This is a genomic window from Janthinobacterium sp. LS2A (genome assembly GCF_036543145.1).
Taxonomy (GTDB): domain Bacteria; phylum Pseudomonadota; class Gammaproteobacteria; order Burkholderiales; family Burkholderiaceae_D; genus Janthinobacterium; species Janthinobacterium aestuarii.
Genome location: NZ_JAZHPB010000005.1, coordinates 436,553 through 461,133, shown reverse-complemented (window position 1 = coordinate 461,133; position 24,581 = coordinate 436,553). Strand labels below are relative to the sequence as shown.

Here is a 24,581-nt window from a genome sequence, read left to right as displayed (position 1 = left end):
CGCCGACGCCGGCCTTGCCCTTGTCCGCAGGGGCAAGGCCGGCGCGCTACTGGAAAATCATGAACCAAGTTGAAAAGAAGCATCCGGACCCCGAGCGCGCCAACACGCGGCGCAAGCAGGTCCTCGATGCGGCCGAAAGCTGTTTCAGCCGCCGCGGCTTTCACGGCGCCAGCATGGCCGAGATATCGAAAGCGGCCGGCATGAGCGCGGGCCACATCTATAATTATTTTGACAGCAAGGATGCGATCATCGCCGCCTTCGTCATGAAGAACACCGAGCGGGTGTCGAACCTGATGCAGGATCTGGCGCAGCGCGAAGATCCGCTGCAGTCCGTGATCGACAATGCGGGCGAGCATGTGCTGGAAAGCCTGGACCCGAAAACGTGGGTAATGCCGCTGGAAATTTTTGCCGAGGCCTCGCGCAATCCCGCCATTGCCGAGATGCTGCGCTGCGCGGACGTGCGTTCGCGCCAGCAGCTACTCGCCATCATCCGCGACGCGCGCATCAAGCGCGGCTTGCCGGCCGATGAGGAGATGCTGGAAGGGCGCCTGAACGCCATGATCGCCATGTACCAGGGCTTGCCCGTGCGGGTGGTGCACAATCCAGACGTCAAGGTCGAACCGCTGATCGCCGGTTTCCGCATCGTCCTCACGGCGCTGCTGCTGAGCGAATAGGGCGCCTGGACGGGGCATGCAAAAAAGTTTGCGCAGTTCGATATGAATCATGCGCAAAGCATGGCAAAAACCTAAAAGCGTCTGCTATAATTCCCACCTCGTCGGGGCGTAGCGCAGCCTGGTAGCGTACATGCATGGGGTGCATGGGGTCGGAAGTTCGAATCTTCTCGCCCCGACCATTAGATTCAAGGACTTACGGCGCAAGCTGTATAGAAACCCAGTACTGTATATTATACGTTTGTATAATATCGGTGCTGGGTTTTTCCGTTTACGCGACGTATGACCAAGCAAGCTTTGCTTGGAAAGTCAGCATGTCTCACCGTAATCCTTTTGATGTTATTTCATCCACCGTTGATCTGGATGATTCGGCAGAGCACGGTGATGCTCAATGCTTTATGGTCAGCGCCCTGGCGCGTGTGATCGAATGTCTGCCCCTTATCGCGCAATCTTCTGTTTTGGTTGCTAAGCGATATTTTGAGGGCGCGGCAACGGATAGCGAGGCCTTAGCTGCCCGGGCGATGCTTTGGGAGGCCATCCGTGGGCGCGATATGTCGGATGACCCTGATGTGTTGCGTATCAGAGCCACGATTTGTGCGCTGCATGGCATGGATGCTGAAGCTCCTTGCGACAAGTTGACATACTTTCTGACGTTTTGGGAGCGCAGCGGCCTCAGCATGATCGAGCTGGCTGGAGCGATGTTCGACACATACGGCGTTGTTTATCACGACGCTTGATCGGCAGCGGCGACATATGCCGAATGCGTCAGAACTATGTCTGCTGCGGAGCGGAAGCAGCCGCGACTACTTGCGAAGGTCGGGTTTTATTCAAGCCAGGGTAATGTTATCGGGATCTCGGAAACATCCGCAATCACTTCCTTGATGTAGATTCCGTGGTCTTGCCTGACGTGTGCACCCGGCGCTTTTGAATGTCGCTGCGGTTCTCGCCGTGCCGTGCCGCATCCTTGGCCGCCAAGGCCCGGATATCACGGAATACCACGTCATCCTTCATACCAACGCACTCCTTTGCGCGCTCCCACATCGAACCAAGGCCCAAGCTGGTGGCGGTGCTGCCTGGCAGCGTGGCCGTCAGCGCGTGTGCCGCATGGCCGTACTGCACCACGGCGCCGTCAGGATAGTGCGTGGTGTGGATGCTGTCGCTCGATTCGGCTACGTCAAATTCCTGCGAGTACAGCACCGGCAAGATGAGGCCGCGCGACAGGCCACAGCCTGTGGCAAAGACGATGACCTGTTCGCCCACGGTGGGCGCCGACCAAGTGCGCGTGCTGCCCGTGGCCCATCTCAGCCATTCCGTGGTGAGTGTCGGCCCGAGCCGCACGCGCGCCTTGACCCCTTTGACCTCGGCAATGGTGCCCAAGCGGATCAAGTTTTACAGCGACCGGGTGAGGTCGGAAAGGTCGGCGTTCATGCAGTGCATGTTGCCGAAGTCCGCGTGCGGATGCACGACGGGGGCGGGTTGATAAGCGAGTTAATGCCGATGAAGGTACGTAATAGTCCTTCGGATTTTTTCAGAATGAATCGGATTTTATTGGTGTAATTTATAAGAGGCACTGAATGTGTAAGTTTTCCAATATTATTAAATCGTTTTCTACTGATTTTTGGCGAGGTCCCGCCCTGAATTTGGAATTACTATTGTAATAAATAATAGCTTCTTTTCCCAATTCTATGCATTCGACAATATTTTCTTCTAGGCTTTCGACTTTCGATCCTGTTGCTATAGAGTTTTGAATCCTTTGAACTTTTTTTCTTAATATTTCTGCTTTTCCTCTAATTTCATCGTTGTAATTCATTGTTGAATTTTTCATTTCTCCCGTTTCTAACTTTTCGCTTCTGAAATCACGTCTTAATTGTGTGATCTCTGCCATCAATACTTGAAAATACCCTTGTGGATCGGGCTGGCCGTTTTCTATTATTTTTGCTGGGCTTGAGAGTTCAAGTAATTTTATTAAGGAATTCACATTGTACGGTTTCCCGGCTGCATCTCGAGTAGAGCGTATGGCATCAGAGATCGATTTCTGATCTTCTAAAACTTCTCTGTATCGTAGTGTCTTATGATAGGTTGTATAGCGAATCGGAGCGATGTCGAAAATATCTTGTGTATCTGCATCTTTAACCAGAATTGTTGGTTTATCAAATGCTTGGCGCAAACCAAGTTCAAACAATACGTTCGGATTTCGACTGCTAAGATCACATATAGCCATAGGCGAGTGAACAACCCTCTTCAAAATATCAAGATGTATTAAATTGCTTTCTTTAACATCGTCAGCTCTAGTTGCCTTATAACCAGCGATTTGGCATGCTGGTTTGAAAATATCTTCATAAACTTTGGCGAAATGTCCGGAATCATATCCCAATTGATCTGATATTGGCATAATTACAAAACATTCTTCTGGTAAGGAAGTTTCCTCAATATCTTGAGGAGTGCTAATTTGTGCGTGTTTTTTGGCAGTCATAGTGAAAATTCCGAGTTGATGATATTTCAGTGTATCAACTTGGTTGTTTTATGGCAATTATTTTATAGTTCGTATAACTATTTTTCATCTCGCCTTCTGTTGTTTTATTGTGAATTTCTTAATAAAATTGTGTGTGTGTTGTTCAGGTAGTGCGATGCTCGCTATGCATATGATCTGATCAGGTAGATGAAAATCTGCCATTTTCAATTTTCCCTAAGAACTTTGCAGGTGATGCAGCAAAGAATGGCGTACCAACTTCCATTCCAACATATTCAGTCCTAGTAGCGGTCGCCTCGGGTATTGGTAGATGACTTCCTTCTTGTCTACTCGCTCGTGCTGGCCGAACTGATGCACGCGCGCCACCCGCGCCACCCAGCCAAAGAAACCAACTTCGATCTGGTCGCTGGTCGCCTTTATTTCAAGTGCTTGGCGGTACGAATCTTGGCAAACATCGCCGCCTTCTGCCGCTTGATCCGCCCATTCTTGCCCTTGAATTCCTTGCGCCGCTTGCGTGCCGGGTAGGCGGTACCGTCCGGCGCCTGCTGCGCCTTGATGCGCTGCGCCTGGCTGCGGCGCAGGTCGATGGCCACCTTGTGATTGATGGCGCGGCGCTGGGCTGGCTGCAGCTTGGCCAGCAAGGCGCCGGCCCAGGCTTCCAGTGCATGCAGGTCGTCACTCATGCTGTCGCCTCGGGCGTGCGCCATTCGGCCAGCAGGGTCTCGCCGTCATACAGCTTCCAGAACTCGTCCGCATAGGCGGGCATGTGCTGTATCTCGGCCAGGTGCTGGATGTCCAGTCGGAAGGTTAGGGCAACATTCGCCAGTTGAAATTTCCGATGAGTAGTTGCAGTTAAAGTGCCAAATCTAAAAAGTTACAAGGACACATTCTCTGTCACTGCTTTCATAAAACCTGATCTCATATTCTCTGGAAGGGTAGTTCTCTGCCTGGACTTCAATAGCGACCATCGGCCGTTCATGTCCGGGCAATGCGTTTGCCGCATCGGAGACGGCGGAAACAGACACAAGGCGAGGGGATTGAATTTTCCCCCAAGATTTGACTGCTGCCAGACCAATCACATTCTCGTGTGATAACGCCATGCAAACAAGGTTGTTCCAAGTCTTGGCGTCATCTTGCTGATAGGCATCAATTAACCGGTAGGCGTTCGCCAAGAGTTTTTCTGTTCCTGGCGGTGTGGTTGCATGCATGCTGATAGGTGGCTTATTGCTCGCACATCCGCAACACAACGTGGCGAGTAAAATAACGATATTTTTTTTCATAGTTGGGTACTAAGGATAACTGTAAATGTGGCTGCGTTTGGCCGGTACCGGCCAATATCACGCGACTCTAACTCATTTGATAACTGATGTCAGTTGAAGTTTGCATTGAAGCATCTTAGTTTTTTTCCATGTGACGCAGCAGCGATTCGCGTATCAACGTCCTATCCGGTTCACTCAAGCCCAGAAACGGCCGCTCCGGGTACTTGTAGACGGGCCCCTTTTTTTGGTAACGCGGTCGGGCTGGCCAAATTGATGCACATGCGCCACGCGCGCCACCCAGCCAAAGAAGCCGACGTCGATCTGGTCGCCTGTCGCCTTCACTTTCAGGTATTTGGCTGTGCGAATTTTGGCGAACATGGCCGCTTTCTGCCGCTTGATCCGCCCATTCTTCCTCTTGAATTCCTTGCGCCGCTTGCGTGTCGGATACGCGGCGCCATCAGGCCCCTGCTGTGCCTTGATGCGCTGCGTCTGGCTGCGGCGCAGGTCGATGGCGACCTTGTGATTGATGGCGCGACGCTGGGCCGGTTGCAGCTTGGCCAGCAGGGCGCTGGCCAAGGTTGCCAAAGTGTGCAGGTTGCCGCTCATGGCGTTGCCTCGGGCGTGCGCCATTCGGGCAGAAGTGTCTCGCCGTCATACAGTTTCCAGAACTCGTCCGCGTAGGCCGGCATGTGCTGTATCTCGGCCAGGTGTTTGATGTCGAGGCGGCCCACCTCGCCGGTCTTGACGGCCACGCGTTCGGTCAGGTCCAGCTTGATGGAAATATCGACCGTTTCGTGGTTGTTGAAGTCTACTTCGAAGGCAATGCCGTGCTTGCGGGTTTCCTCGTTGGCCATCAGGTCGAGCTGGTGGACTTTCAGCCAGGCGATCAGGGCCACCACATTGCCCTCGTCGGCGAAGACCAGCAGGCGGTCATGGTTGCGCTGCAGGGCGGAGATGGCGGCGGCCATACGCGCCAAGGAAGTTTCGACACGGTGCGCATCACCGCGCCGAGCCGCCCCAGTCCTCACATCGATAAAAAAGCTTGACCTTCCAAGTGTGTCAGGTCGGATAAAGGCAATGGGAGTTGTTTCAGCTCAACAAAACCATGTCGACTCCAGTCGCGAAAGGCACAATGATGAAAGTCACACCAATAACCCTGATCACCGCGGTGCTGGGCACCGCGCTTGCCGTCAGCGGATGCAAGCAGACGGCATCGCCTGCCGCTGCGGCCAAGCCGCCCGGCGTTCCCGTTGCCGAAGTGATCGTTCGCCAGGCAACACCGTACGTCGAGTTCAACGGCTCGCTGACCGCCGTCAAGCGGGTTGAGTTGCGCCCGCAGGTGGCCGGCTACCTGCAGGACGTGAGCGTGCCGGAAGGCCGCTTTGTCGAGAAGGGCAGCAAGCTCTTCGTGATAGATCCACGCGTGTTCCAGGCGGCGGTGCATGCCGCCACGGCGCGCTTGCGCGAGGCTGAGGCGGCGTCGATGCTGGCGCAGACCGAGCATGCACGCGCCGAACAGCTGTTCGCCACGAAGATTGTCGCGCGCGACCGTCTCGACGTGGCAACGGCGGCGCTGCATGCGGGCAAGGCACAGGTCGACGCCGCCAGGGCCGCGCTCGACACTGCGCAACTGGAGCTCGGTTTCACGCGCGTCACGGCACCGATCAGCGGACGTGTCGGCCAGGTTCTCGTCACCGAGGGCAACTACGTGGCCAGCGGCGTGACGCCTCTGACGACCATCGTTTCCATCGATCCCCTGCACGTCTATTTCGATGTCGATGAACGCACCTATTTGCGCTCGCTCGCCGCCGGCCGGGCCAGCGCCACCGCGCGTGGGGCGCAGGCGGCCAAGGTCATGGTGGCGCTGGCCACGGACAAGACATACTCACGTCCCGGCCGTGTCGATTTCCTGGCCAACGCCGCTGACCGCGGCACGGGAACGGTGCGTGTCCGCGCCGTGGTCGACAATCCCGATGGAAAACTCACGCCCGGCCTGTTTGCCAAGGTCAGGCTGGAGACAGGGGCACAGCAAGCCAGAGTGCTCGTTTCCGATCAATCGATAGGCACGGACCAGGGGCGCCGCTATGTGCTCGTGGTCGGCAAAGGCGACAAGACGGAGTTCCGGCCCGTCGAACTCGGCCCGATGGTCGACGGTTTGCGCGTGATCGAGCAGGGGCTGCAGCCCGGCGAGCGCATCGTCGTCAAGGGCCTCGTGCGCCCTGGCATGCAGGTGACGCCGCAGTCGGCCGCGATTGACGGCACGCCCATCGCCGTGCCGAAAACCTCGGGGGCCGCGTAATGTCCTTCCCACGTTTCTTCATCGACCGTCCGATCTTTGCCATCGTCCTCTCGGTCCTGATGGTGCTCGCCGGCATCGTTGCTTTCTTCCAGATGCCGCTCAGCGAATATCCGGCCGTGACGCCGCCGACCGTGCAGGTGAGCGCTGCCTATCCTGGCGCCAATCCCAAGGTGATCGCCGAAACGGTGGCGGCGCCGCTCGAGCAGGCCATCACCGGAGTCGAGGGCATGCAGTACATGTCGTCGCAATCGGCAACCGACGGCCGCATGACCTTGACCGTCACTTTCGCGCAGGGGACGAACGCCGACATGGCGCAGGTCCAGGTGCAGAACCGGGTCGCGCGCGCGCTGCCGCGTTTGCCTGAAGAAGTGCAGCGCCAGGGCGTCGTCACGCAGAAAACGTCGCCGGACATCCTGATGGTGGTGCACCTGCTGTCGCCCGACAAGCGCTACGATCCCCTGTACATATCGAATTACGCCTACCTCCAGGTGCGCGACGAGCTGTCCCGCATTCCCGGCATCAGCGACGTCCTCGTCTGGGGCGCGGGCGAATACAGCATGCGGCTGTGGCTCGATCCGAACCTGATCGCCGCACGCGGCCTGACGGCCGGCGAGGTGATTGCCGCCGTGCGCGAACAGAACGTACAGGTGGCCGCCGGTTCCGTCGGCCAGTCTCCCGACTCCAGCGCCGCCTTCCAGGTGACGGTCAACACGCTCGGACGCTTGACCGACGAGGAACAGTTCGGCGACATCATCATCCGCACGGGCGCCGAAGGCCAGGTGACGCGTTTGCGCGACGTGGCCCGCATCGAAATGGGTGCCGACGCGTATGCGCTGCGCAGTCTGCTGGACGGCGAGCCGGCCGTCGCCCTGCAGATCATTCAAAGCCCAGGCGCCAATGCGCTCGATGTTGCGCAGGCGGTACGCGATACCATGCAGCGGCTGGAGGAAAATTTCCCGGCGGGACTGAGCTCGCGCATCGCCTATGACCCGACGGTCTTTGTGCGTGCCTCGCTGGAATCGGTGGCAACGACCTTGCTCGAGGCGATCATTCTCGTCGTCATCGTGGTGGTGCTGTTCCTGCGCAACTGGCGCGCGTCGCTGATTCCTCTCATGGCGGTGCCGGTGTCGCTGATCGGCACCTTCGCCGTCATGCATTTGATGGGCTTTTCGCTCAACACTCTGTCTCTGTTCGGTCTGGTGCTGTCGATCGGCATCGTCGTCGATGACGCCATCGTGGTGGTCGAGAACGTCGAGCGCCACATCGAAAATGGCGAGGAGCCCAGGCAAGCGGCAAGGCGCGCCATGGATGAGGTCACGGGCCCCATCATCGCGATCACTTCGGTGCTTGCCGCCGTGTTCATTCCGACCGCCTTCCTGAGCGGCTTGCAGGGCGAGTTCTACCGCCAGTTCGCGCTGACGATCGCCATCTCGACCATCCTGTCGGCCGTCAATTCGCTCACGCTCAGCCCGGCGCTTGCCGGCATTCTGCTCAAGCCAGGCAAGGTCAAGGCCGGGGCCGAGGCCGTGCATGATCCACGCAGCCTGCGTGGCCGCGCCGAGCGCCTGTTGCAGATGCTGGGCCGGCCGTTCCAGCGCGCGCCGGATGCGTATGGCAACACCGTGCGCAAAGTCGTCAGGGTCAGCGGCGTGGCCTTGCTCGTGTACGGCGGCCTGCTCGCGCTGACCTTCTTCGGCTTCAAGGCCGTGCCGCCGGGCTTCGTGCCGATGCAGGACAAATACTATCTGGTGGCGATCGCTCAGCTGCCCAACTCGTCATCGCTGGACCGGACCGACGCGGTCGCCAAGGAAATGTCGAAGATTGCGCTGGCCGAGCCTGGCGTTGAAAGCGTCGTCGCCTTCCCCGGCTTGTCGATCAACGGCTTCGTCAACGTGCCGAACGCGGCCGTTATGTTCGTCATGCTCGACCCGTTCAAGGCGCGCACGACGCCCGACCTCACCGCGAATGCGATCGCCGGGCGCCTGCAGGCGAAGTTCGCTGGCATTCCCGACGGTTTCCTCGGCGTGTTCCCGCCGCCGCCGGTCCCCGGCCTTGGCGCGACCGGCGGTTTCAAGATGCTGGTCGAGGACCGTGGCAGCGCCGGGCTCGATGCCCTGGTGCAGCAGACGCATATCCTGATGACCAAGGCCAGCGAGTCGGGACAGGTGGCCGGCCTCATGACCAGCCTGGACGTCAATGCCCCGCAGCTCGAGGTCGCCATCGACCGTACCCAGGTCAAGAGCCAGGGAGTGCGCCTGGCCGACGTGTTCGAATCGTTGCAGATCTACCTCGGTTCCCTCTACGTCAACGACTTCAACCGCTTCGGCCGGACCTACAAGGTGACGGCCCAGGCCGATGCCGAGCATCGCATGCAGGCCGAGGCCATCGGCCGCTTGCAGGTACGCAATGCGGCCGGCGACATGCTGCCTTTGTCGTCGTTTGTCACCGTCACGCCCAGTTCCGGTCCGGACCGCGTGGTTCACTACAATGGCTATCCCTCGGCCGACATCTCGGGCGGCGCGATGCCAGGCGTCAGTTCGGGGCAGGCCGTGGCTGTCATGGAACGGCTGGCGAAGGAGGTGCTGCCTGAAGGCATGAGCTTTGAATGGACCGACCTTACCTACCAGCAAAAGCTGGCCGGCGATTCGGCGCTGTTCATCTTCCCGCTGTGTGTGCTGCTCGCCTATCTGATCCTGGCCGCACAGTACAACAGCTGGCTGCTGCCGCTGGCCGTCCTGCTGATCGTACCGATGTGCTTGTTGAGCGCGATCATCGGCGTGTGGCTGGCGGGTGGCGACAACAACATTTTCGTGCAGATCGGGCTCATCGTGCTTGTCGGACTGGCGGCCAAGAACGCCATCCTCATTGTCGAGTTCGCCCGTAGCCTGGAAATGGAAGGGGCGAGCGCGCTCGATGCGGTCATCGAGGCTTGCCGGTTGCGGCTGCGGCCCATCCTGATGACCTCGCTTGCCTTCATCGCTGGCGTCGTGCCGCTGGTTTTTGCCAGTGGCGCCGGCTCCGAGATGCGCCAGGCCATGGGCATCGCGGTGTTCGCCGGCATGCTGGGTGTGACACTGTTCGGACTGTTCCTCACGCCCGTGTTTTATGTGGTGATGCGCGCCCTGGCGGTCCGCTTCGAACGCCACACGCCAATTACCAAGACAAGTATGGACAGGAGCACGACATGAATCGCCCGTATCAAACAATTTTAGTCTCATTGAGTGGGCTCACGTTGCTGGCCGGCTGCGCGGTCGGCCCCGATTATGCGACGCCTTTGCCGCCGCCGCTGTCCGCAGCGCAGTTTTCCGGCAGCGCAGGCCAGGCCCAAGCCGGTCTTGTGCCGGGAGCGGTCGAGGTGGAGTGGTGGCGCAGCTTCGACGACCCGGCGCTGGTCACCCTGATCCAGCGGGCGCTGGCGGCCAACCACGACGTCGGCATCGCTGCCGCCCGGCTCGCGGAGGCAAAAGCCTTGCTGCGCGAAGACCGGCAGGGCTTCCTGCCGCAAGGTGGCGCCGCGCTCGGGTATGAGAAGCGCCGCCTGAGCAAGGCCGAAACGCTGCCCGGCCAGCCGCGCCAGAGCGAAAGCTATCGCGGCACCGTCGATGCGTCCTGGGAGATCGACCTGTTCGGCCGCGTGCGGCGGTCCGTGGAGGCGGGCCAAGCGCAGGCGGGCTCGCGCGAGGCCTTGCTGCGCGGCGTGCAGGCGGGTGTTGCCGCAACGGTGGCGGCCACCTGGTTCGAGCTGGGCGGCATCGAAGCTGAACTCGATGTTGTTGCCAGCATCCGGCAAAGCCAGCGCGACAGCCTGGCGCTGGTCGAGCGCATGGTGAGCGCAGGCTCTGCCAGCGAGTTCAACCGCCTTCGCGCCGAGGCCTTGCTGCGCTCGGTGGAGGTGGCCGCGCCCGAACTGGAGCGCCGCCGCGCGGCCTCCGTCAACGCGCTGGCCGTCCTGCTTGGCGAAGTGCCGCAGACGTTCAGCCTTCCCGCTGTCGCGCCGGCAAGTGAAGCGCTGACGGTGCGGACGATTGCCGTGGGCGATCCTGCCGGGCTTCTCGCGCGGCGCGCCGATATTGCGGCGGCAGAACGTAACCTGGCCGCCGCGACCGCCCGCATCGGGGTGGAGACGGCAGGCCTGTATCCCGAGGTCCAGGTAACGGGCTCCATCGGACTCGTCGCGGGCAGTCTCGATGCGATGGGCGACGCTGGCATGCAGTCGAGCTTCCTCGGCCCCGTCATCCGCTGGAATCTGCTCGATACGGGGCGCGTGCGCGCCCGCATCGCCGCCAGCGAGGCACGCGCCCAGGCAGCTCTGCTCGTCTACGACCAGACCGTCTTGCGCGCACTCCAGGAAACGGACGATGCCTTCAAAGCCCACGGCACGGCAGGCAGCACGCTAGGCTTGCGGCTGCTTGAAGCGGCGGCAAACCGCGAGGCTGCGCGTCTTGCCAGGCTACAGTTTTCCGCAGGCGCAGGCCTCTACCTGGACGTGCTCGAAGCGGAACGGGCCGACTTTGCCAGCCGGCGCGCGCTGGCCGTCGCGCGCACCAACCAGCGGCTTGCCGTTGTCAGCATCTACAAGGCGCTGGGCGGCGGCTGGGAGATCTGCGCGCAGGCAAGCTACGACTGTGAGGGCGCCGGGTCGCTTCCCCGGACGAAGCAACTCGCCGGCAGGCCTTGACCTGACTGCGCGCGGGCAGCCGCTAGGCTTCGTAGACTATCTTGTAGAGATTGCCTTTGCGCCGGATGCGCGCGAAGCCGAGTTCGCCAAGGTGCATGCCGGCGATGAGGATGTTGTCGGCGCTGACCACATCGAGCAGTGTTGAGCGTGTTGCGGCCGACAGCAGGGGATCCTGGTCGAAGGCAATGGATACATCGGGACGCGCAATCTGGATTTGGGGGAAATGCACAATATCCCCCCAAATCAACAGACTGCGGCCACCGGATTCGATGCGATAACCGGAATGCCCTGCGGTATGTCCGGGAAGCGGCATCGCACTAATGCCCGGGAGAACTTCGTTTTCAGTGAACAAGCGCATCTTTTCCCGGTACTTTTCAAACACCTTCCGGGCAAACAGAAAGTTGCCGCGAGCGCGATCACTTGCCCGGCTGAGATTGCCATCGTCCTCCCAGAAAGAAACCTCATGCTGGTGAACCACCAGCTGCGCGTCGGGAAAGGCGGCTTCTCCTGACGCATAAAGCAGCCCGCCGACATGATCGGGATGCGCATGCGTCAGCAGTATCGTGTCGATGTCGGAAGGTTGTACGCCAGCCAGCGCAAGATTGACTTTCAGCTTGCCGCCCCATTGCTTGAATCCGCCTGCACCCGCATCAATCAGGATTGTGCGGCCACGGCCGCGCACCAGGTAGCAGTTGATATGGATGGAAGAGGGATCGTTCACCCCCGCGTCTTGCTGCAATTTTGACGCATGCATCACATCGATATTGGAGAGCAAATCCAGACTGGCGGACAGGTGGCCGTCACTGATGGCCGTGATCGAAAACTCGCCTATCTGCTGGCTGGGAAATGGTATGTGGTTCATTGCCGTATTCCTATCTGATAATCAATTGCGTGCATGAATGGCCTGGGTCGCATAGCCAAAACAGCGGATGCGTGCGGCAAGGCCGGTATTTGCTTTGATGATGCCCTCCAGCCTTTCCATGAACACATCCATGACTGCTTTCGTCCTGAACGGTACAAGCCGGTATTGGATTTCCGCATAGGCCGGATTCCCCCGGCCATGATGGACACCGACATAGATGATGTGCACGTTCACCAGCGCAGCTTCAAGCATCCCTGTGCAGAGTTCGGTACATTGGTCGGTGAGTGCCGCCAGATTTGCATCCGGCGGCATCTTTTCTGTTGGCATGAAAATCGTCACGTTGGGCATGTGGGCTCTACCGCGAAATGTGCGCGGCGATGTCGCTGCCGCTCGTCAACTGACCGGTCATGGGCGCATACAGATGGACGCCCTCCGGCAGCTGATGCATGCCGGGGCCAGTGGCGCGCCCCATCTTCGCCACCCATCGATATTCAGGAAACCTTTCCAACGCGACAGCCTGCATCCGACAGGGAGCGAGGCCCATGTCGATAAGCGGCTCCGGGCCGACCGTACTCGTCACCAGATAGTCGTCTGCGCCGATGGCCGGTGCGCGCTCAAGGCCGGCATACAGATTGCGGTGCCAGTCGCTGATGTGTTGCTGCCAGCGCGCGAAATTGCCGCCGCCTTTCTGCCGATACTCTTCTCCCTGAAGCACATCGAGACTGTCGATCGTATGCATGGCGAGATAGACAGGGCAACCGGCGCTCAAGGCCTTGAAGCGCTGCGAGGTATGGAAGCCGCTCACCGAAATGAGGGCGGGCAGTTTTTCCAGGCTATAGAAATGATTCCACTGCGCTTCACTGGCTGGATCGGCAAAGCTGCATTCGACGGTATATATCATGAGATCGCTCGTGACCGGACGCTGTGCGCACCGGCCTTCCTTGTTGATGTTCAGTCATTGTGCGCCTTGAATTTCACCGTATAAATCGATTTTTTGGTATCCTTCCATGATCAAACATCAAGTTGAGCCGCTTGCCTGGCTCTGTATCAGGAACTCTCATGCGCCGCAAGATCCCCAGCAACGCCGCACTGATGGCCTTCGAGGCCGCTGCCCGCCATGGCAGTTTCGCCCGGGCGGCGGCGGAGTTGTCGCTGACGGAAGGGGCCATCAGCCGGCAGATTGGCCGGCTGGAAGTCTTTCTTGGCGTTACCTTGTTTGAACGAGTCGGCAATCGTGTCCGGCTATTGCCGAACGGGGAGCGTTATGCGGCGCAAGTGCGCGAGTCGCTCGACCGGCTGGAGCGAGACAGCCAGTATCTGATGGGACAGCCCATCGATGGTGCAAGTCTCGACATTGCCGTCATCCCGACGTTCGCGATGCGGTGGCTGATTCCCCGCTTGCCACAATTCCAGCAGCAGCATCCGCACATTTGCGTGCATCTTGCAGAGCGGATGGAACCCTTCGCTCTTGCCGGCAGCGGCTTCGATGCCGCCATCCATTTCGATCATCCGGCCTGGACAGGAATGCGTACGTATCCGTTGCTGCATGAGGTGCTGGTGCCAGTTTGCCATCCCGCACTTCTGAAAGAGGGCAAAGGAGCAACGGCACTGGACACGCTGCCGCGGCTGCATCGGCGGCAGAACCCGGATGCCTGGGAACGTTATTCCCGGGAAACCGGGGTCGCGCTGAGCAATCCTGCGATCGGTGCGCGCTACGATCTGCATGCCATGCTGATCGAGGCGGCATTGGCCGGCCTTGGCGTTGCCCTGGTGCCGCGCCTTTACGTGGAAACCGAGTTGGCGCAAGGCCGCTTGGCCGCTCCATGGCCCGATGGAAAAACCATCTCCAAGACCTTTTGCATTGTCCTTCCCGGGCCCATCGGCTTGAGCGGAAAATCGGTCCAGGCCTTTGCGCAATGGATACTGGCCGAGGCGAAGAACACAACGATGCTTGGAGCGCAGACCTAGCCGATCAAGCGCGGCCCAGCGTTGCGATGTTCGCCTGCGTCGCGGTCCATTCTCTCTTTCCTGCATTCCATCCCCCGATTTGCGTTCTTCATCACTGTCATCAACTGGATGGCATGGCTTTGGCCTATGATGTGCTGGCACATGCACAATTAGCATGTTTTCCTTCATCCACAACCATGAGGTGTCCATGATTCGCTATGTCCTGCCTGTCCTGTTGTTCGCCAGCGCACTGCCGGCGCACGCCCAAGCCCCTGTCAAGGAAACGCCGCTGATCGAGCGGGCCAAGCTGTTTGGCAATCCCAGCAAGTCCGGCGGCAAGCTCAGTCCCGATGGGCAGTGGCTGTCGTGGATCGCGCCGCGCGATGGGGTGCTCAATGTATGGGTGGCGCCGGCAGGCGACTTGGCGCAGGCGCGTCCGTTGACGGAAGAAAAGGTGCGGCCCATCCGCAGCAGCTTCTGGTCGCCCGATTCGAAAACCCTGTTGTTCATCCAGGACAAGGGCGGCGACGAGAATTTCCTGCTGTACGGCGTGAACGTGGCGAGCGGCAAGCAGATCAACTACACGCCGTTCGAGAAGACGCGCGTGCGGATCGTCCAGATCAGCAGCAAGGTGAAGGACCGCATCCTCGTCGGCATCAATAACCGCGATGCGCGCTGGCACGACGTGTACAGCCTGGACCTGGCCAGCGGCAAGCTGACCCTGGTGCAGCAGAACGATGGCTATGGCGGCTACCTGGCCGATGAACTGCTCAATCTACGCATCGCCAGCAAGGCACGCGCCGATGGCGGCATGCAGTATTTCCGCCTGGCGGACGGCAAGGTCGAGAGCACGCCGCTGGCTGAAGTCGGCCTGGAAGACTCGCAGACGACGGCGCCGCTGGCCTTCACGGTCGATGGCAAGACCCTGTACTGGACCGATTCGCGCGGCCGTAATACTTCGGCGCTGCTGGCGCAGGACGTGGCCAGCGGCAAGAGCACGGTCGTGGCGCAAGACCCGCGCTCCGACATCGCCGATGCGCTGTACGACACGCGCACGGGCCAGGTGCAGGCCTATACGGTCAATTATCTGCAGCAGGAATATCTGCCGCTGACGAACGACCTGAAAGCCGACCTGGCCTTCCTGAAGAAAAACACGAAGGGCCAGTTCACAGTGACGTCGCGCACGGATGCCGACGACAAGTGGCTGGTGTCCGTCGATGCCGTCACGGCGCCGCCATCGAGCTGGCTGTACGAGCGCAAGACCAAAAAGCTCACGCGTTTATATGTGACGCGTCCGGAACTGGAAGGCGCGCCGCTGGTGCCCATGTATCCGCAGCAACTCAAGGCGCGCGACGGCCTGACCCTGGTGTCCTATCTGACCTTGCCGCAGGCATCGAAGGCGACGGCTGGCGGCAAGGCCACGCAGGCGGTGCCGATGGTGCTGCTGGTGCATGGCGGCCCTTGGGCGCGCGACACCTATGGCTACAACGGCTACCACCAGTGGCTGGCCAACCGCGGCTACGCTGTGTTGTCCGTGAACTTCCGCGGCTCGACGGGCTTCGGCAAGCAGTTCATCTCGGCCGGCGACCTGCAGTGGGGCCGCAAGATGCATGACGACTTGCTCGACGCCGTGCAGTGGGCCGTCAAGAGCGGCGTGACCACGGCCGACAAGGTGGCCATCATGGGCGGATCGTACGGCGGCTACGCCACCCTGGCCGGCATGGCGTTCACGCCGACGACGTTTGCCTGCGGCGTCGACATCGTCGGCCCGTCGAACCTGTTTACCTTGCTGCAAACCATCCCGCCGTACTGGGAAGCGGGCAAGCAGCAGTTCTACAAGCGCATGGGCGACCCGACCACGGAAGAGGGCAAGGCGCTGCTGAAGGAGCGCTCGCCGCTGAACTTTGCGCAGAACATCCAGCGTCCGCTGCTGATCGGCCAGGGCGCCAACGATCCACGCGTCAACGTGGCTGAATCGGACCAGATCGTGGCGGCCATGGCAGCGAAGAATATCCCCGTCACGTATGTGCTGTTCCCCGATGAAGGCCATGGCTTTGCCCGGCCCGTCAACAACATCGCCTTCAATGCCGTGACGGAGAACTTCCTGGGGCAATGCCTGGCTGGCCGCGCCGAGCCGATCGGCGCCACCCTGAAGGCGTCCACGGCGCAGATCAAGCATGGCGCCGAGTTTGCGCCGGGCTTGCAGCAAGCCATGCAGTAAGCGGCCACCAGGTGGTGCGGCCTGCCGGGCAAACTGCCTGGCAGGCCATGCCGCCCGCCGGCAAGAATTATGGGCGGGTGGCTTGCAAGATGACAGTCTCCGGCGTTGCGTGCGTACAACTGACTTTGGGGTGCGCAACGCCGGTTCGCTGCCCCCACGCCCGATGAACCACTGGCATGACACACGGCGAGTTGGTCAATCCAGCCCTCCATGAGGCATTCTCTTTCAATTCTGTTGCCAGATAAATACACCATTTCAACAATAATTGTTTTTCGTTAAAAAACTTCCCTATTTGATAATATCTCGCAGTTACTTTCCTTGTAAGTCGTAGTAGCATAGATTGACGTAAAGCAAGGTTCAATCATGCTGGGAAGCCATCTTCAGGCCTGTTGAAGGTTGCTGTTATCGGCGTGCAGGTTTGCCATGACCGTTATCCGTACAAGGTCCAGCGTCAAGATAAATGTATCGAGGGAAGACAAATGTTTCTAAATTTCACGAAATTTGGATGGCTGTTCACGCCTGTCCGCGGTGTTGACGGCTGCATTGCCGGGATCCATGGCGCGCCGCCAGCTCAAGGCTTGGGGCCATCGTGGCTGATGCGCCTGGCGGGAACCCTGCTGTTTCTTTTGCTGTCCCTCTTATCCAGCCAGGCTTCCGCCGCCAGCACCTGCCCGAGCCCGCGCGCCGTCAGCATCGTCGCGGGGGGCGAGTATTACGAGGATTACACCAATGCGCCTTGCTCTCAGTTCGGCCTGACGGGCACTCTGGTGGCGCCGCTGTATGGCACGCTGGAAGATTCGAATGCCACGAATGCCGTGCGCTACCGGAATACCAATCTCAGCGCGACCTCGGACACGTTTACCGTCAGGGACGATGTGGGGCAGCCCATCGTGTACAACGTCACGATCACCTCCGCCATCGTGCTGGCGCCGGCCACCGCGCCGAATGCCACGGTGGCCCAGCCTTACTCCACAACAACCGTGACGGCGACGGGTGGCGCGGCGCCGTACACCTATGCCATCAGCGCTGGCGCCTTGCCGGCTGGCATGAGCTTGAGTGGTAGCGGTGTGCTGTCGGGTACGCCGACAGCGGGCGGCACCTTCAACTTCACCGTGCGCGCCACCGACTCGCTGGCCGTCAATGGCACGCGCGCCTATACCTTGACGGTCTCCGCGCCCACCATCGCCATCCTGCCGACGACCCTGCCGGCAATGACAGCCGGTCTCGCCTACAGCCAGACGATAGCCGCCAGCGGCGGCACCGGCACGTACACCTATGCCAGAACGGCCGGCAGCCTGCCCGCAGGCTTGACCCTGGCATCGAACGGCACCCTGTCCGGCACGCCCACGGCGGCCGGTGCCTACAGTTTTACCGTCACCGCCACCGACAGCAGCACCGGCGCCGGACCATACTCCGGCGCACGCGCCTATTCCGGCACGGTGGCTGCCGGTGCGCCGACGGCCGGTGCTGTCAGCGCCACAGTGGCCTACGGCAGCAGCGCCAACCCGATCACCCTGAACCTGGGCGGCGGTGCGGCGACGTCCGTGGCGGTGGCGTCCGCCGCCAGCAACGGCACGGCAAGTGCCAGCGGCACCAGCATCACCTATACACCGACGGCAGGTTACGGCGGGCCGGACAGCTTTACCTACACGGCATCGAACGGCATCGGCACCTCGACGCCGGCCACCGTGACGATCACGGTCAGCGGACCGACCATCACGCTTGCGCCAAGCACCGTGCCGGCGGCAACTGTGGGGACGGCCTACAGCCAGAGCGTGACCGCCGCGAACGGCGGCGCGCCATATACTTACGCGATCAGCGCCGGCGCCTTGCCAGCCGGGTTGAGTCTGAATACCGCCACCGGTTTGCTGTCGGGCACGCCGACGGCTGGCGGCGTCTTCAACTTTACCGTGCGGGCCACGGACAGCTCGACTGGCAGCGGCCCGTATTCCGGTGCGCGCGGCTACTCGCTGACGGTGGCGTCGCCGACGCTCGGCGTCGCCCCGTCGACCCTGCCGGTGCCGACAGTGGGCGTGGTCTACAGCCAGGGCATTACCGCCAGCGGCGGCACGGCAGCGTACAGCTATGCCGTCACCGCCGGCAGCGTGCCTGCGGGCTTGACCCTGGCGGCGAACGGTACCTTGTCCGGCACGCCCACAACTGCTGGTGCCTACAGCTTTACGGTCACCGCGACCGACAGCAGTGGCGGCGTCGGACCCTATACGGGTGCGCGTGCGTATTCCGGCACGGTAGCGGCCGGTGCGCCGACGGCCGGTGCTGTCAGCGCCACAGTGGCCTACGGCAGCAGCGCCAACCCGATCACCCTGAACCTGAGTGGGGGTGCGGCAACTTCGGTGGCCGTGGCATCCGCCGCCAGCCATGGCACGGCGACATCCAACGGCACCAGCATCACCTATACGCCGACGCCAGGCTACGGCGGGCCGGACAGCTTTAGCTACACGGCCAGCAACGGCATCGGCACCTCGGCGCCGGCCACCGTGACGATCACGGTTGGCGGACCCACGATCACGATTACGCCAAGCACCGTGCCCGCAGCAACTGTGGGGACGGCGTATAGCGAGAACGTGACCGCCGCGAATGGCGCCGCGCCCTACACCTATGCGATCAGCGCTGGCGCCTTGCCGTCCGGGGTGAGCCTGAATACGTCCACAGGTTTGCTCTCGGGCACGCCGACGGCGGCAGGCACGTTCAATTTCACCGTGCGCGCCGAGGACAGTTCGACGGGCAGCGGCCCGTATGCTGGTGCGCGTTCCTATTCGCTGACGGTGGCGGCACCAACGATCAGCATCGCGCCGTCGACCCTGCCGGCCATGACGGCAGGCGTCGCCTTCAGCCAGGCTATCACCGCCACGGGCGGTACGGCAGCCTATAACTATGCCGTTACCGCTGGTAGCCTGCCCGCCGGCTTGACCCTGGCGGCGGACGGTACTCTGTCCGGCACGCCGGCGGCAGCGGGCGCTTACAGCTTCACCATTACCGCCACCGACAGCAGCACCGGCACAGGCGCTCCCTTCTCTGGCTCACGCGCCTATTCCGGCAGCGTGGCACCGGGTGCGCCCATTGCCGGCAATGTCAGCGCCACGGTAGCCTACGGCAGCAGCGCCAACCCGATCACCTTGAGCCTGAGCGGTGGCGCGGCAACCTCGGTGGCGGTGGCATCTGCCGCCAGCCATGGCACGGCGACGGCCAGCGGCACCAGCATTACCTACACGCCGACTGCCGGTTATGGCGGGCCAGACAGCTTTACCTATACGGCCACGAACGGCATCGGCACCTCGACGGCGGCCACCGTGACGATCACGGTCAGCGTGCCCACCATCACGATTGCGCCAGGCAGCGTGCCCGCGGCCACGGTGGGTACTGCTTACAGCCAGAACGTGAGCGCCGCGAACGGTGCCACGCCATACAGCTACTCCATCAGTGCTGGCGCCTTGCCTGCCGGCGTGACCTTGTCCAATGCCGGTTTGCTGTCGGGCACACCGACTGCTGTTGGCACCTTCAACTTTACCGTGCTTGCCACGGACAGTTCGATGGGCAGCGGCCCATATACTGGCGCGCGTGCGTACTCGCTGACGGTGGCTGCGCCAACGATCAGCATCGCGCCGTCTGCCTTGCCGGCCATGACTGCCGGCGTTGCCTTCAGCCAGGGCGTCAGCGCCACCGGCGGCACGGCAGCGTATAGCTATGCCGTTACCGCCGGCAGCTTGCCCACCGGCTTGACCCTGGCGGCGGACGGCACCCTGTCCGGTACGCCGGCGGCGGCGGGCGCATACAGCTTCACCATCACCGCTACCGACAGCAGCACTGGCGCAGGCGCTCCCTTCTCTGGCTCGCGCGCCTATTCCGGCAGCGTGGCACCGGGTGCACCCATTGCCGGCGCCGTCAGCGCCACGGTGGCCTACGGCAGCAGCGCCAATCCGATCACCTTGAGCCTGAGCGGCGGCGCGGCAAGCTCGGTGGCGGTGGCATCCGCCGCCAGCCATGGCACGGCGACGGCCAGCGGCACCAGCATCAGCTATACGCCGACGGCCGGTTACGGCGGGTCAGACAGCTTTACCTACACGGCCAGCAACGGCATCGGCACCTCGACGGCGGCCACCGTGACGATCACCGTGGGCACGCCGACGGTGACGATTGTGCAAACCAGCATCGCTAGTGCCACAGTCGGTGCGGCCTACAGCCAGACCCTGACGGCCGCGAACGGTCTTGCACCCTACACCTATGCCGTCAGCGCCGGCGCCTTGCCGGCCGGCGTGACCTTGTCCAATGCCGGTCTGCTGGCGGGTACGCCGACGGCGGGCGGTACCTTCAACTTTACCGTGCTCGCCACGGACAGTTCGACGGGCAGCGGTCCCTATGCTGGCTCGCGGGCTTATTCGCTGACGGTGGCGGTACCGGCGATCAGCATCGCGCCGGCGGCCTTGCCGGCCATGACGGCCGGCGTGGCCTTCAACCAGGGCGTCAGCGCCACGGGCGGCACGGCAGCGTACAGCTATGCCGTGACGGCTGGCAGCCTGCCGATGGGCTTGAGCCTGGCGGCGAACGGGACCCTGTCCGGCACGCCGACGGTGGCGGGTGCGTACAGCTTCAGCATCACGGCCACAGACAGCAGCAGCGGCAGCGGACCATATACCGGTGTCCGTGCCTACACCGGCACGGTGGCGGTCGCCGTGCCTGTCGCCGGCGCCGTCACCACGACGGTGGCCTACGGCAGCAGCGCCAACCCGGTTCCATTGAACCTGGGCGGCGGCACTGCGGCCTCGGTGGCCGTGGCATCGCCACCCGCACATGGCACGGCGACGGCCAGCGGTACCGGCATCACGTATACGCCGACGACCGGCTACGGCGGCAGCGACAGTTTTACCTATACGGCCACGAATGGCAGCGGCACCTCGGCACCGGCCACCGTGACGGTCACCGTGGGCGCGCCCGCGGTCAGCCTGATCCCGGCCACCTTGCCCAATCCCGTGGCGGAATCCCCCTACAGTGTCAGCGTCACGGCGACGGGCGGCATGGCGCCCTATACCTACAGCGTGACCAGCGGCAGCCTGCCGGCCGGCTTGACCCTGAATGCATCGACCGGCGTACTGTCCGGCACGACGAATGTGGCGGGCAGTTTCCCGTTCAGTATCAAGGTCACGGACAGCAGCACGGGGGCAGGGGCGCCGTTCAGCGCCACCAACAGCTACACCCTGAGCGTCGGCGCGCCAACCATCACGGTCACGCCATCCACCTTGCCGGCAGCGACAGCGGCCACGGCGTACAGCCGGCAACTGACGGCCAATGGCGGCGTCGCTCCGTATGCCTATACGGTGTCGAGCGGCAGCCTGCCGGCGGGCCTGACTCTGAGCGGCAGCGGCTTGCTCAGCGGTACGCCAACGGCGGCCGGCAGTTTTACGTTGACCGTGCAGGCGGAAGATGCGCACCAGTTCACCGGCACGCAAAGCTATACGCTGACGGTCGCGTCAGCCTCGGTCAGCCTGACCCCGGCCAGTCTGCCCAACCCGACGGCCGAAGCGGCCTACAGCGCGACCCTGACGGGGACGGGCGGCACGGCGCCCTACAGCTATGCCGTGGTGGGTACCTTGCCCGTCGGCCTGAGTTTGAATACGACGACTGGCGTGCTGTCCGGCACGACGAATGTGGCGGGCAGCTTCCCGTTCAGCATCAAGGTCACGGACAGCAGCACGGGCGTGGGGGCGCCGTTCAGCGCGACCAACAGCTATACCTTGGCCGTCGCGGCGCCGATCCTGACACTGACGCCGGCCAGCCTGGCGGCGATCCGCGCCGGCGATGCGTATAGCCAGACCTTCACGGCCGGCGGCGGCGTGGCGCCGTATGCGTATGCCGTGAGCGGCGGCGCTTTGCCGACCGGCCTGGCGCTCGATGCGGCCACCGGCATCGTCAGTGGCACGCCGACGGTGGCGGGCAGCTTTGCCTTTACCTTGCAGGCCAAGGATGTGCACCAGTTCACGGTGCAGCAAGCGCTGACCCTGCAGGTGAACCAGGCGCCGCCACCGGTACCGAATGAAACGGCAACCACCTCGGCCAACCAGGAAGTGAGCTTGACCATCGCTTCCACCGATGGCAGCCCGATCACGGCGGTGACCATCGTCACGCCGCCGCAGCATGGCACCGTCACGGTGGTGTCGAGTGGCGCGGCGGGCGGCGGCAGCGGCCGCTCTTTCAAGGTGACGTATGTGCCGAATGCCAACTATTTCGGTCCTGACGCCTTCAGCTACACGGCGACGGGCCCGGGCGGCACCTCCGCGCCCGCCACGGTCAGCGTGACGGTGGCGCCGCAGCCGGTGCCCGTACCTGTCGCCAAGACGGCGACGGTCCTGGCCGGCACGCCAGTGACCTTGAACGTGACGCAAGGCGCCACGGGCGGGCCGTTCACGGCGGTGGCCATCACGACGCAGCCGGCCAGCGGCACGGCGGTGGTCAATGGCATGGACATCGTCTACACACCAGGCATCAATACCAGCGGCGAGATCCGCATCGGCTACACCGTGTCGAACGCGTTCGGCACCTCGGCGCCGGTGACGTCGACCATTACCGTCAATCCGATGCCGCAAGTGCTCAGCCAGAGCGTCACCGTGGTGGCCGGCCTGACGGTCACTGTCGATCTGACGGCGGGCGCCACGGGCGGACCGTTTACAGCGGCCAATATCCTGAGCGTGGCGCCGGCGGAAGCGGGCAAGGTGGTGGTGCGCGATATCGGCACGGCCGGCAAGCCGTCGTACCAGCTGAGTTTTGCGGCCTCGGGCAAGTTCGCCGGCGCGGCCGTCGTCAGCTACACCCTGAGCAATGCCTTTGCCACCTCGAAGCCGGGCGTAGTCAACGTCACCGTGACGGCGCGGCGCGACCCGTCGGTCGATCCGGAAGTGATCGGCCTGCAGGCGGCGCAAGCCGATGCGGCGCGGCGTTTCGCCAGTGCGCAGCTGTCGAACTTCACGCAGCGCCTGGAAAGCCTGCATGGCGATGGCTGGGGACGCTCGAGCTTTGGCCTGAGCCTGACGCCGCCGAACGACAGCGGCAATCCGACGGCGGCGCTGGCGCGCTGGCAGGCGGACGAAGCGGACCGCGTGTTCGGCACGGCCGTCAAACCATTCATGCGCAAGGCGGCCTTACGCCAGCATGACGCCGGTTTCAGCGGCGAGCGGCAACAGATGGACGTCAGCGGCGCTGCCAGCGGCTTGCCGGACATGCCGCAAAAGCCCGATACGCAGAAGCAGGCCTTAGCGCTATGGCTCGGTGGCGCGGTCGATTTCGGCCAGCACTATGTGAATGGCCGCGACACGGGCTTCCGCTTCCGCACCAACGGCGTGAGCGTGGGCGGCGATTACCGCCTCAGCGACCTGGTGACCCTGGGCGTGGGCGCCGGTTTCAGCCATGACCGCAGCGACGTGGGCCAGAACGGCAGCCGCAGCACGGCCGACAGCGCCGTGGCGGCCGTGTATGGCAGCCTGCGTCCGAGCAAGGGCGTCTTCCTTGACGGTGTGCTCGGCTACGGCACCTTGCAATACGACGCATCGCGCTACCTCGCCGATGGCAGCGGTTTCGCCACGGGCGAGCGCGACGGCAAGCAGGTGTTCGGCGCAGTCGTCGGCGGCATCGAGATGCGCCATGACACCTGGATGTGGTCGCCGTACGGCCGCGTGGAACTGATGTCGGCCAAGCTCGATCCGTACACGGAAAAGGCGGGGGGCATCAACGCCCTGAGCTACTTCAAGCAGACCGTGCGTTCGCGCATCGGCGCGCTCGGTGTGCGGGCCGAGGGCATCTATGTGGGCGGCCTGGGCACGTGGTTCCCGCGCGCGCGGCTCGAGTACCGGCACCAGTTCCAGGGCGCCGACGATGCGCGCCTGGCGTATGCCGACCTGGTGGCCGACGGTCCCGTGTACGTGATCCGCACGGTGCCGCAGCAGACGGGCAACTGGGCGGCGGGCCTGGGCGTCAAGCTGCTGCTGTCGAACGGCATGACCATCACGCTGGACTACAACAGCAATCTGAATATCGATAGCGGACGTACCCAGTCCGTGATGTTCGGTATCGCGATGCCGCTCAAGTAGCGTTGTGAATCAAGGAAGTGACGCCGCGGGGCGGGAGCCGGTGCTTCCGCCCCGCGGCGCATGTGGCGCCTGGTTTTT

General features: G+C 62.4%; 18 protein-coding genes and 1 tRNA gene. 9 read left to right on the top strand and 10 right to left on the bottom strand.

The window, feature by feature from the left end; translation table 11 throughout:
* Positions 1–59: 59 nt before the first annotated feature.
* The 3 genes from V3C40_RS17455 to V3C40_RS17445 all read left to right on the top strand — a co-directional run bounded on the left by V3C40_RS17455 (position 60) and on the right by V3C40_RS17445 (position 1,408).
* Positions 60–674: a TetR/AcrR family transcriptional regulator gene (locus V3C40_RS17455; RefSeq protein ID WP_331778089.1), complete on the top strand. Its 615-nt coding sequence runs from the start codon at positions 60–62 to the stop codon at positions 672–674.
* A 102-nt stretch (positions 675–776) separates the two neighbouring features.
* Positions 777–853: transfer RNA gene (locus V3C40_RS17450), tRNA-Pro, on the top strand.
* Between the two features lie 132 nt (positions 854–985).
* Positions 986–1,408, top strand: coding sequence for a hypothetical protein (locus V3C40_RS17445; protein WP_331778088.1), 423 nt, complete (start codon positions 986–988; stop codon positions 1,406–1,408).
* 133 nt (positions 1,409–1,541) lie between these two features.
* Here the strand turns inward: V3C40_RS17445 and V3C40_RS17440 are convergent, their stop codons facing one another.
* The 7 genes from V3C40_RS17440 to V3C40_RS17405 form a co-directional block, all read right to left on the bottom strand.
* On the bottom strand, positions 1,542–2,048 hold the full coding sequence (locus V3C40_RS17440; RefSeq protein WP_331778087.1) for a phage baseplate assembly protein V: 507 nt from the start codon (positions 2,046–2,048) through the stop codon (positions 1,542–1,544).
* Between the two features lie 181 nt (positions 2,049–2,229).
* Complete coding sequence (locus V3C40_RS17435; RefSeq protein ID WP_331778086.1) at positions 2,230–3,144, bottom strand: hypothetical protein; 915 nt, start codon at positions 3,142–3,144, stop codon at positions 2,230–2,232.
* Positions 3,145–3,357: 213 nt separating this feature from the next.
* The gene (locus V3C40_RS17430) at positions 3,358–3,561 is read right to left on the bottom strand and encodes a phage virion morphogenesis protein (protein WP_331778100.1); all 204 of its coding nucleotides are present in this window, start codon (positions 3,559–3,561) and stop codon (positions 3,358–3,360) included.
* The gene (locus V3C40_RS17425; protein WP_331778085.1) at positions 3,558–3,824 is read right to left on the bottom strand and encodes a phage virion morphogenesis protein; all 267 of its coding nucleotides are present in this window, start codon (positions 3,822–3,824) and stop codon (positions 3,558–3,560) included. Before V3C40_RS17425 ends, V3C40_RS17430 begins: the two co-directional genes overlap by 4 nt.
* A 183-nt stretch (positions 3,825–4,007) precedes the next feature.
* Complete coding sequence (locus tag V3C40_RS17420) at positions 4,008–4,421, bottom strand: hypothetical protein (RefSeq protein WP_152546466.1); 414 nt, start codon at positions 4,419–4,421, stop codon at positions 4,008–4,010.
* 174 nt (positions 4,422–4,595) lie between these two features.
* On the bottom strand, positions 4,596–5,006 hold the full coding sequence (locus V3C40_RS17410; protein WP_425324006.1) for a phage virion morphogenesis protein: 411 nt from the start codon (positions 5,004–5,006) through the stop codon (positions 4,596–4,598).
* On the bottom strand, positions 5,003–5,368 hold the full coding sequence (locus V3C40_RS17405) for a phage tail protein (protein WP_331778098.1): 366 nt from the start codon (positions 5,366–5,368) through the stop codon (positions 5,003–5,005). The genes V3C40_RS17410 and V3C40_RS17405 overlap by 4 nt, the downstream gene beginning before the upstream one ends.
* A 164-nt stretch (positions 5,369–5,532) precedes the next feature.
* Here V3C40_RS17405 and V3C40_RS17400 point away from each other — a divergent pair, with 164 nt between their 5' ends.
* Genes V3C40_RS17400 through V3C40_RS17390 form a run of 3 tightly spaced genes read left to right on the top strand, consistent with a single transcriptional unit; the run spans position 5,533 to position 11,377 of the window.
* Positions 5,533–6,699 carry an efflux RND transporter periplasmic adaptor subunit gene (locus tag V3C40_RS17400; protein WP_331778084.1) on the top strand — a complete coding sequence of 389 codons (1,167 nt, stop codon included), beginning with the start codon at positions 5,533–5,535 and terminating at the stop codon, positions 6,697–6,699.
* Positions 6,699–9,887 carry an efflux RND transporter permease subunit gene (locus tag V3C40_RS17395; RefSeq protein ID WP_331778083.1) on the top strand — a complete coding sequence of 1,063 codons (3,189 nt, stop codon included), beginning with the start codon at positions 6,699–6,701 and terminating at the stop codon, positions 9,885–9,887. Before V3C40_RS17400 ends, V3C40_RS17395 begins: the two co-directional genes overlap by 1 nt.
* Positions 9,884–11,377 (top strand): TolC family protein, encoded by a 1,494-nt coding sequence (locus V3C40_RS17390; RefSeq protein WP_331778082.1) that lies wholly within the window; start codon positions 9,884–9,886, stop codon positions 11,375–11,377. Before V3C40_RS17395 ends, V3C40_RS17390 begins: the two co-directional genes overlap by 4 nt.
* A 22-nt stretch (positions 11,378–11,399) precedes the next feature.
* Here V3C40_RS17390 and V3C40_RS17385 read toward each other — a convergent pair whose 3' ends face one another.
* The 3 genes from V3C40_RS17385 to V3C40_RS17375 are packed head-to-tail and all read right to left on the bottom strand — an operon-like array spanning position 11,400 to position 13,140.
* Positions 11,400–12,239 (bottom strand): MBL fold metallo-hydrolase, encoded by an 840-nt coding sequence (locus tag V3C40_RS17385; protein ID WP_331778081.1) that lies wholly within the window; start codon positions 12,237–12,239, stop codon positions 11,400–11,402.
* A 21-nt stretch (positions 12,240–12,260) separates the two neighbouring features.
* The gene (locus V3C40_RS17380) at positions 12,261–12,587 is read right to left on the bottom strand and encodes a hypothetical protein (protein WP_331778080.1); all 327 of its coding nucleotides are present in this window, start codon (positions 12,585–12,587) and stop codon (positions 12,261–12,263) included.
* A gap of 7 nt (positions 12,588–12,594) precedes the next feature.
* Positions 12,595–13,140, bottom strand: coding sequence for a sugar ABC transporter (locus V3C40_RS17375; RefSeq protein ID WP_331778079.1), 546 nt, complete (start codon positions 13,138–13,140; stop codon positions 12,595–12,597).
* Positions 13,141–13,298: 158 nt separating this feature from the next.
* Between V3C40_RS17375 and V3C40_RS17370 the strand changes: the two genes are divergently transcribed.
* The 3 genes from V3C40_RS17370 (at position 13,299) to V3C40_RS17360 (ending at position 24,503) form a co-directional block, all read left to right on the top strand.
* The gene (locus tag V3C40_RS17370) at positions 13,299–14,207 is read left to right on the top strand and encodes a LysR substrate-binding domain-containing protein (RefSeq protein WP_331778078.1); all 909 of its coding nucleotides are present in this window, start codon (positions 13,299–13,301) and stop codon (positions 14,205–14,207) included.
* A gap of 187 nt (positions 14,208–14,394) precedes the next feature.
* Positions 14,395–16,407 carry a S9 family peptidase gene (locus tag V3C40_RS17365; RefSeq protein ID WP_331778077.1) on the top strand — a complete coding sequence of 671 codons (2,013 nt, stop codon included), beginning with the start codon at positions 14,395–14,397 and terminating at the stop codon, positions 16,405–16,407.
* A 479-nt stretch (positions 16,408–16,886) separates the two neighbouring features.
* Positions 16,887–24,503, top strand: a complete 7,617-nt coding sequence (locus tag V3C40_RS17360; RefSeq protein WP_331778076.1) for a putative Ig domain-containing protein — start codon at positions 16,887–16,889, stop codon at positions 24,501–24,503.
* Positions 24,504–24,581: the final 78 nt, after the last annotated feature.

Bases quoted from the DNA above. Each gene is read 5' to 3' on its own strand.
- V3C40_RS17365 (WP_331778077.1), top strand. From the start codon at position 14,395: ATGATTCGCTATGTCCTGCCTGTCCTGTTGTTCGCCAGCGCACTGCCG.
- V3C40_RS17360 (WP_331778076.1), top strand. From the start codon at position 16,887: ATGTTTCTAAATTTCACGAAATTTGGATGGCTGTTCACGCCTGTCCGC.
- V3C40_RS17410 (WP_425324006.1), bottom strand. From the start codon at position 5,006: ATGAGCGGCAACCTGCACACTTTGGCAACCTTGGCCAGCGCCCTGCTG.
- V3C40_RS17435 (WP_331778086.1), bottom strand. From the start codon at position 3,144: ATGACTGCCAAAAAACACGCACAAATTAGCACTCCTCAAGATATTGAG.
- V3C40_RS17445 (WP_331778088.1), top strand. From the start codon at position 986: ATGTCTCACCGTAATCCTTTTGATGTTATTTCATCCACCGTTGATCTG.
- V3C40_RS17395 (WP_331778083.1), top strand. From the start codon at position 6,699: ATGTCCTTCCCACGTTTCTTCATCGACCGTCCGATCTTTGCCATCGTC.
- V3C40_RS17390 (WP_331778082.1), top strand. From the start codon at position 9,884: ATGAATCGCCCGTATCAAACAATTTTAGTCTCATTGAGTGGGCTCACG.
- V3C40_RS17370 (WP_331778078.1), top strand. From the start codon at position 13,299: ATGCGCCGCAAGATCCCCAGCAACGCCGCACTGATGGCCTTCGAGGCC.
- V3C40_RS17385 (WP_331778081.1), bottom strand. From the start codon at position 12,239: ATGAACCACATACCATTTCCCAGCCAGCAGATAGGCGAGTTTTCGATC.
- V3C40_RS17425 (WP_331778085.1), bottom strand. From the start codon at position 3,824: ATGAGTGACGACCTGCATGCACTGGAAGCCTGGGCCGGCGCCTTGCTG.
- V3C40_RS17455 (WP_331778089.1), top strand. From the start codon at position 60: ATGAACCAAGTTGAAAAGAAGCATCCGGACCCCGAGCGCGCCAACACG.
- V3C40_RS17420 (WP_152546466.1), bottom strand. From the start codon at position 4,421: ATGAAAAAAAATATCGTTATTTTACTCGCCACGTTGTGTTGCGGATGT.
- V3C40_RS17375 (WP_331778079.1), bottom strand. From the start codon at position 13,140: ATGATATATACCGTCGAATGCAGCTTTGCCGATCCAGCCAGTGAAGCG.
- V3C40_RS17405 (WP_331778098.1), bottom strand. From the start codon at position 5,368: ATGGCCGCCGCCATCTCCGCCCTGCAGCGCAACCATGACCGCCTGCTG.
- V3C40_RS17400 (WP_331778084.1), top strand. From the start codon at position 5,533: ATGATGAAAGTCACACCAATAACCCTGATCACCGCGGTGCTGGGCACC.
- V3C40_RS17380 (WP_331778080.1), bottom strand. From the start codon at position 12,587: ATGCCCAACGTGACGATTTTCATGCCAACAGAAAAGATGCCGCCGGAT.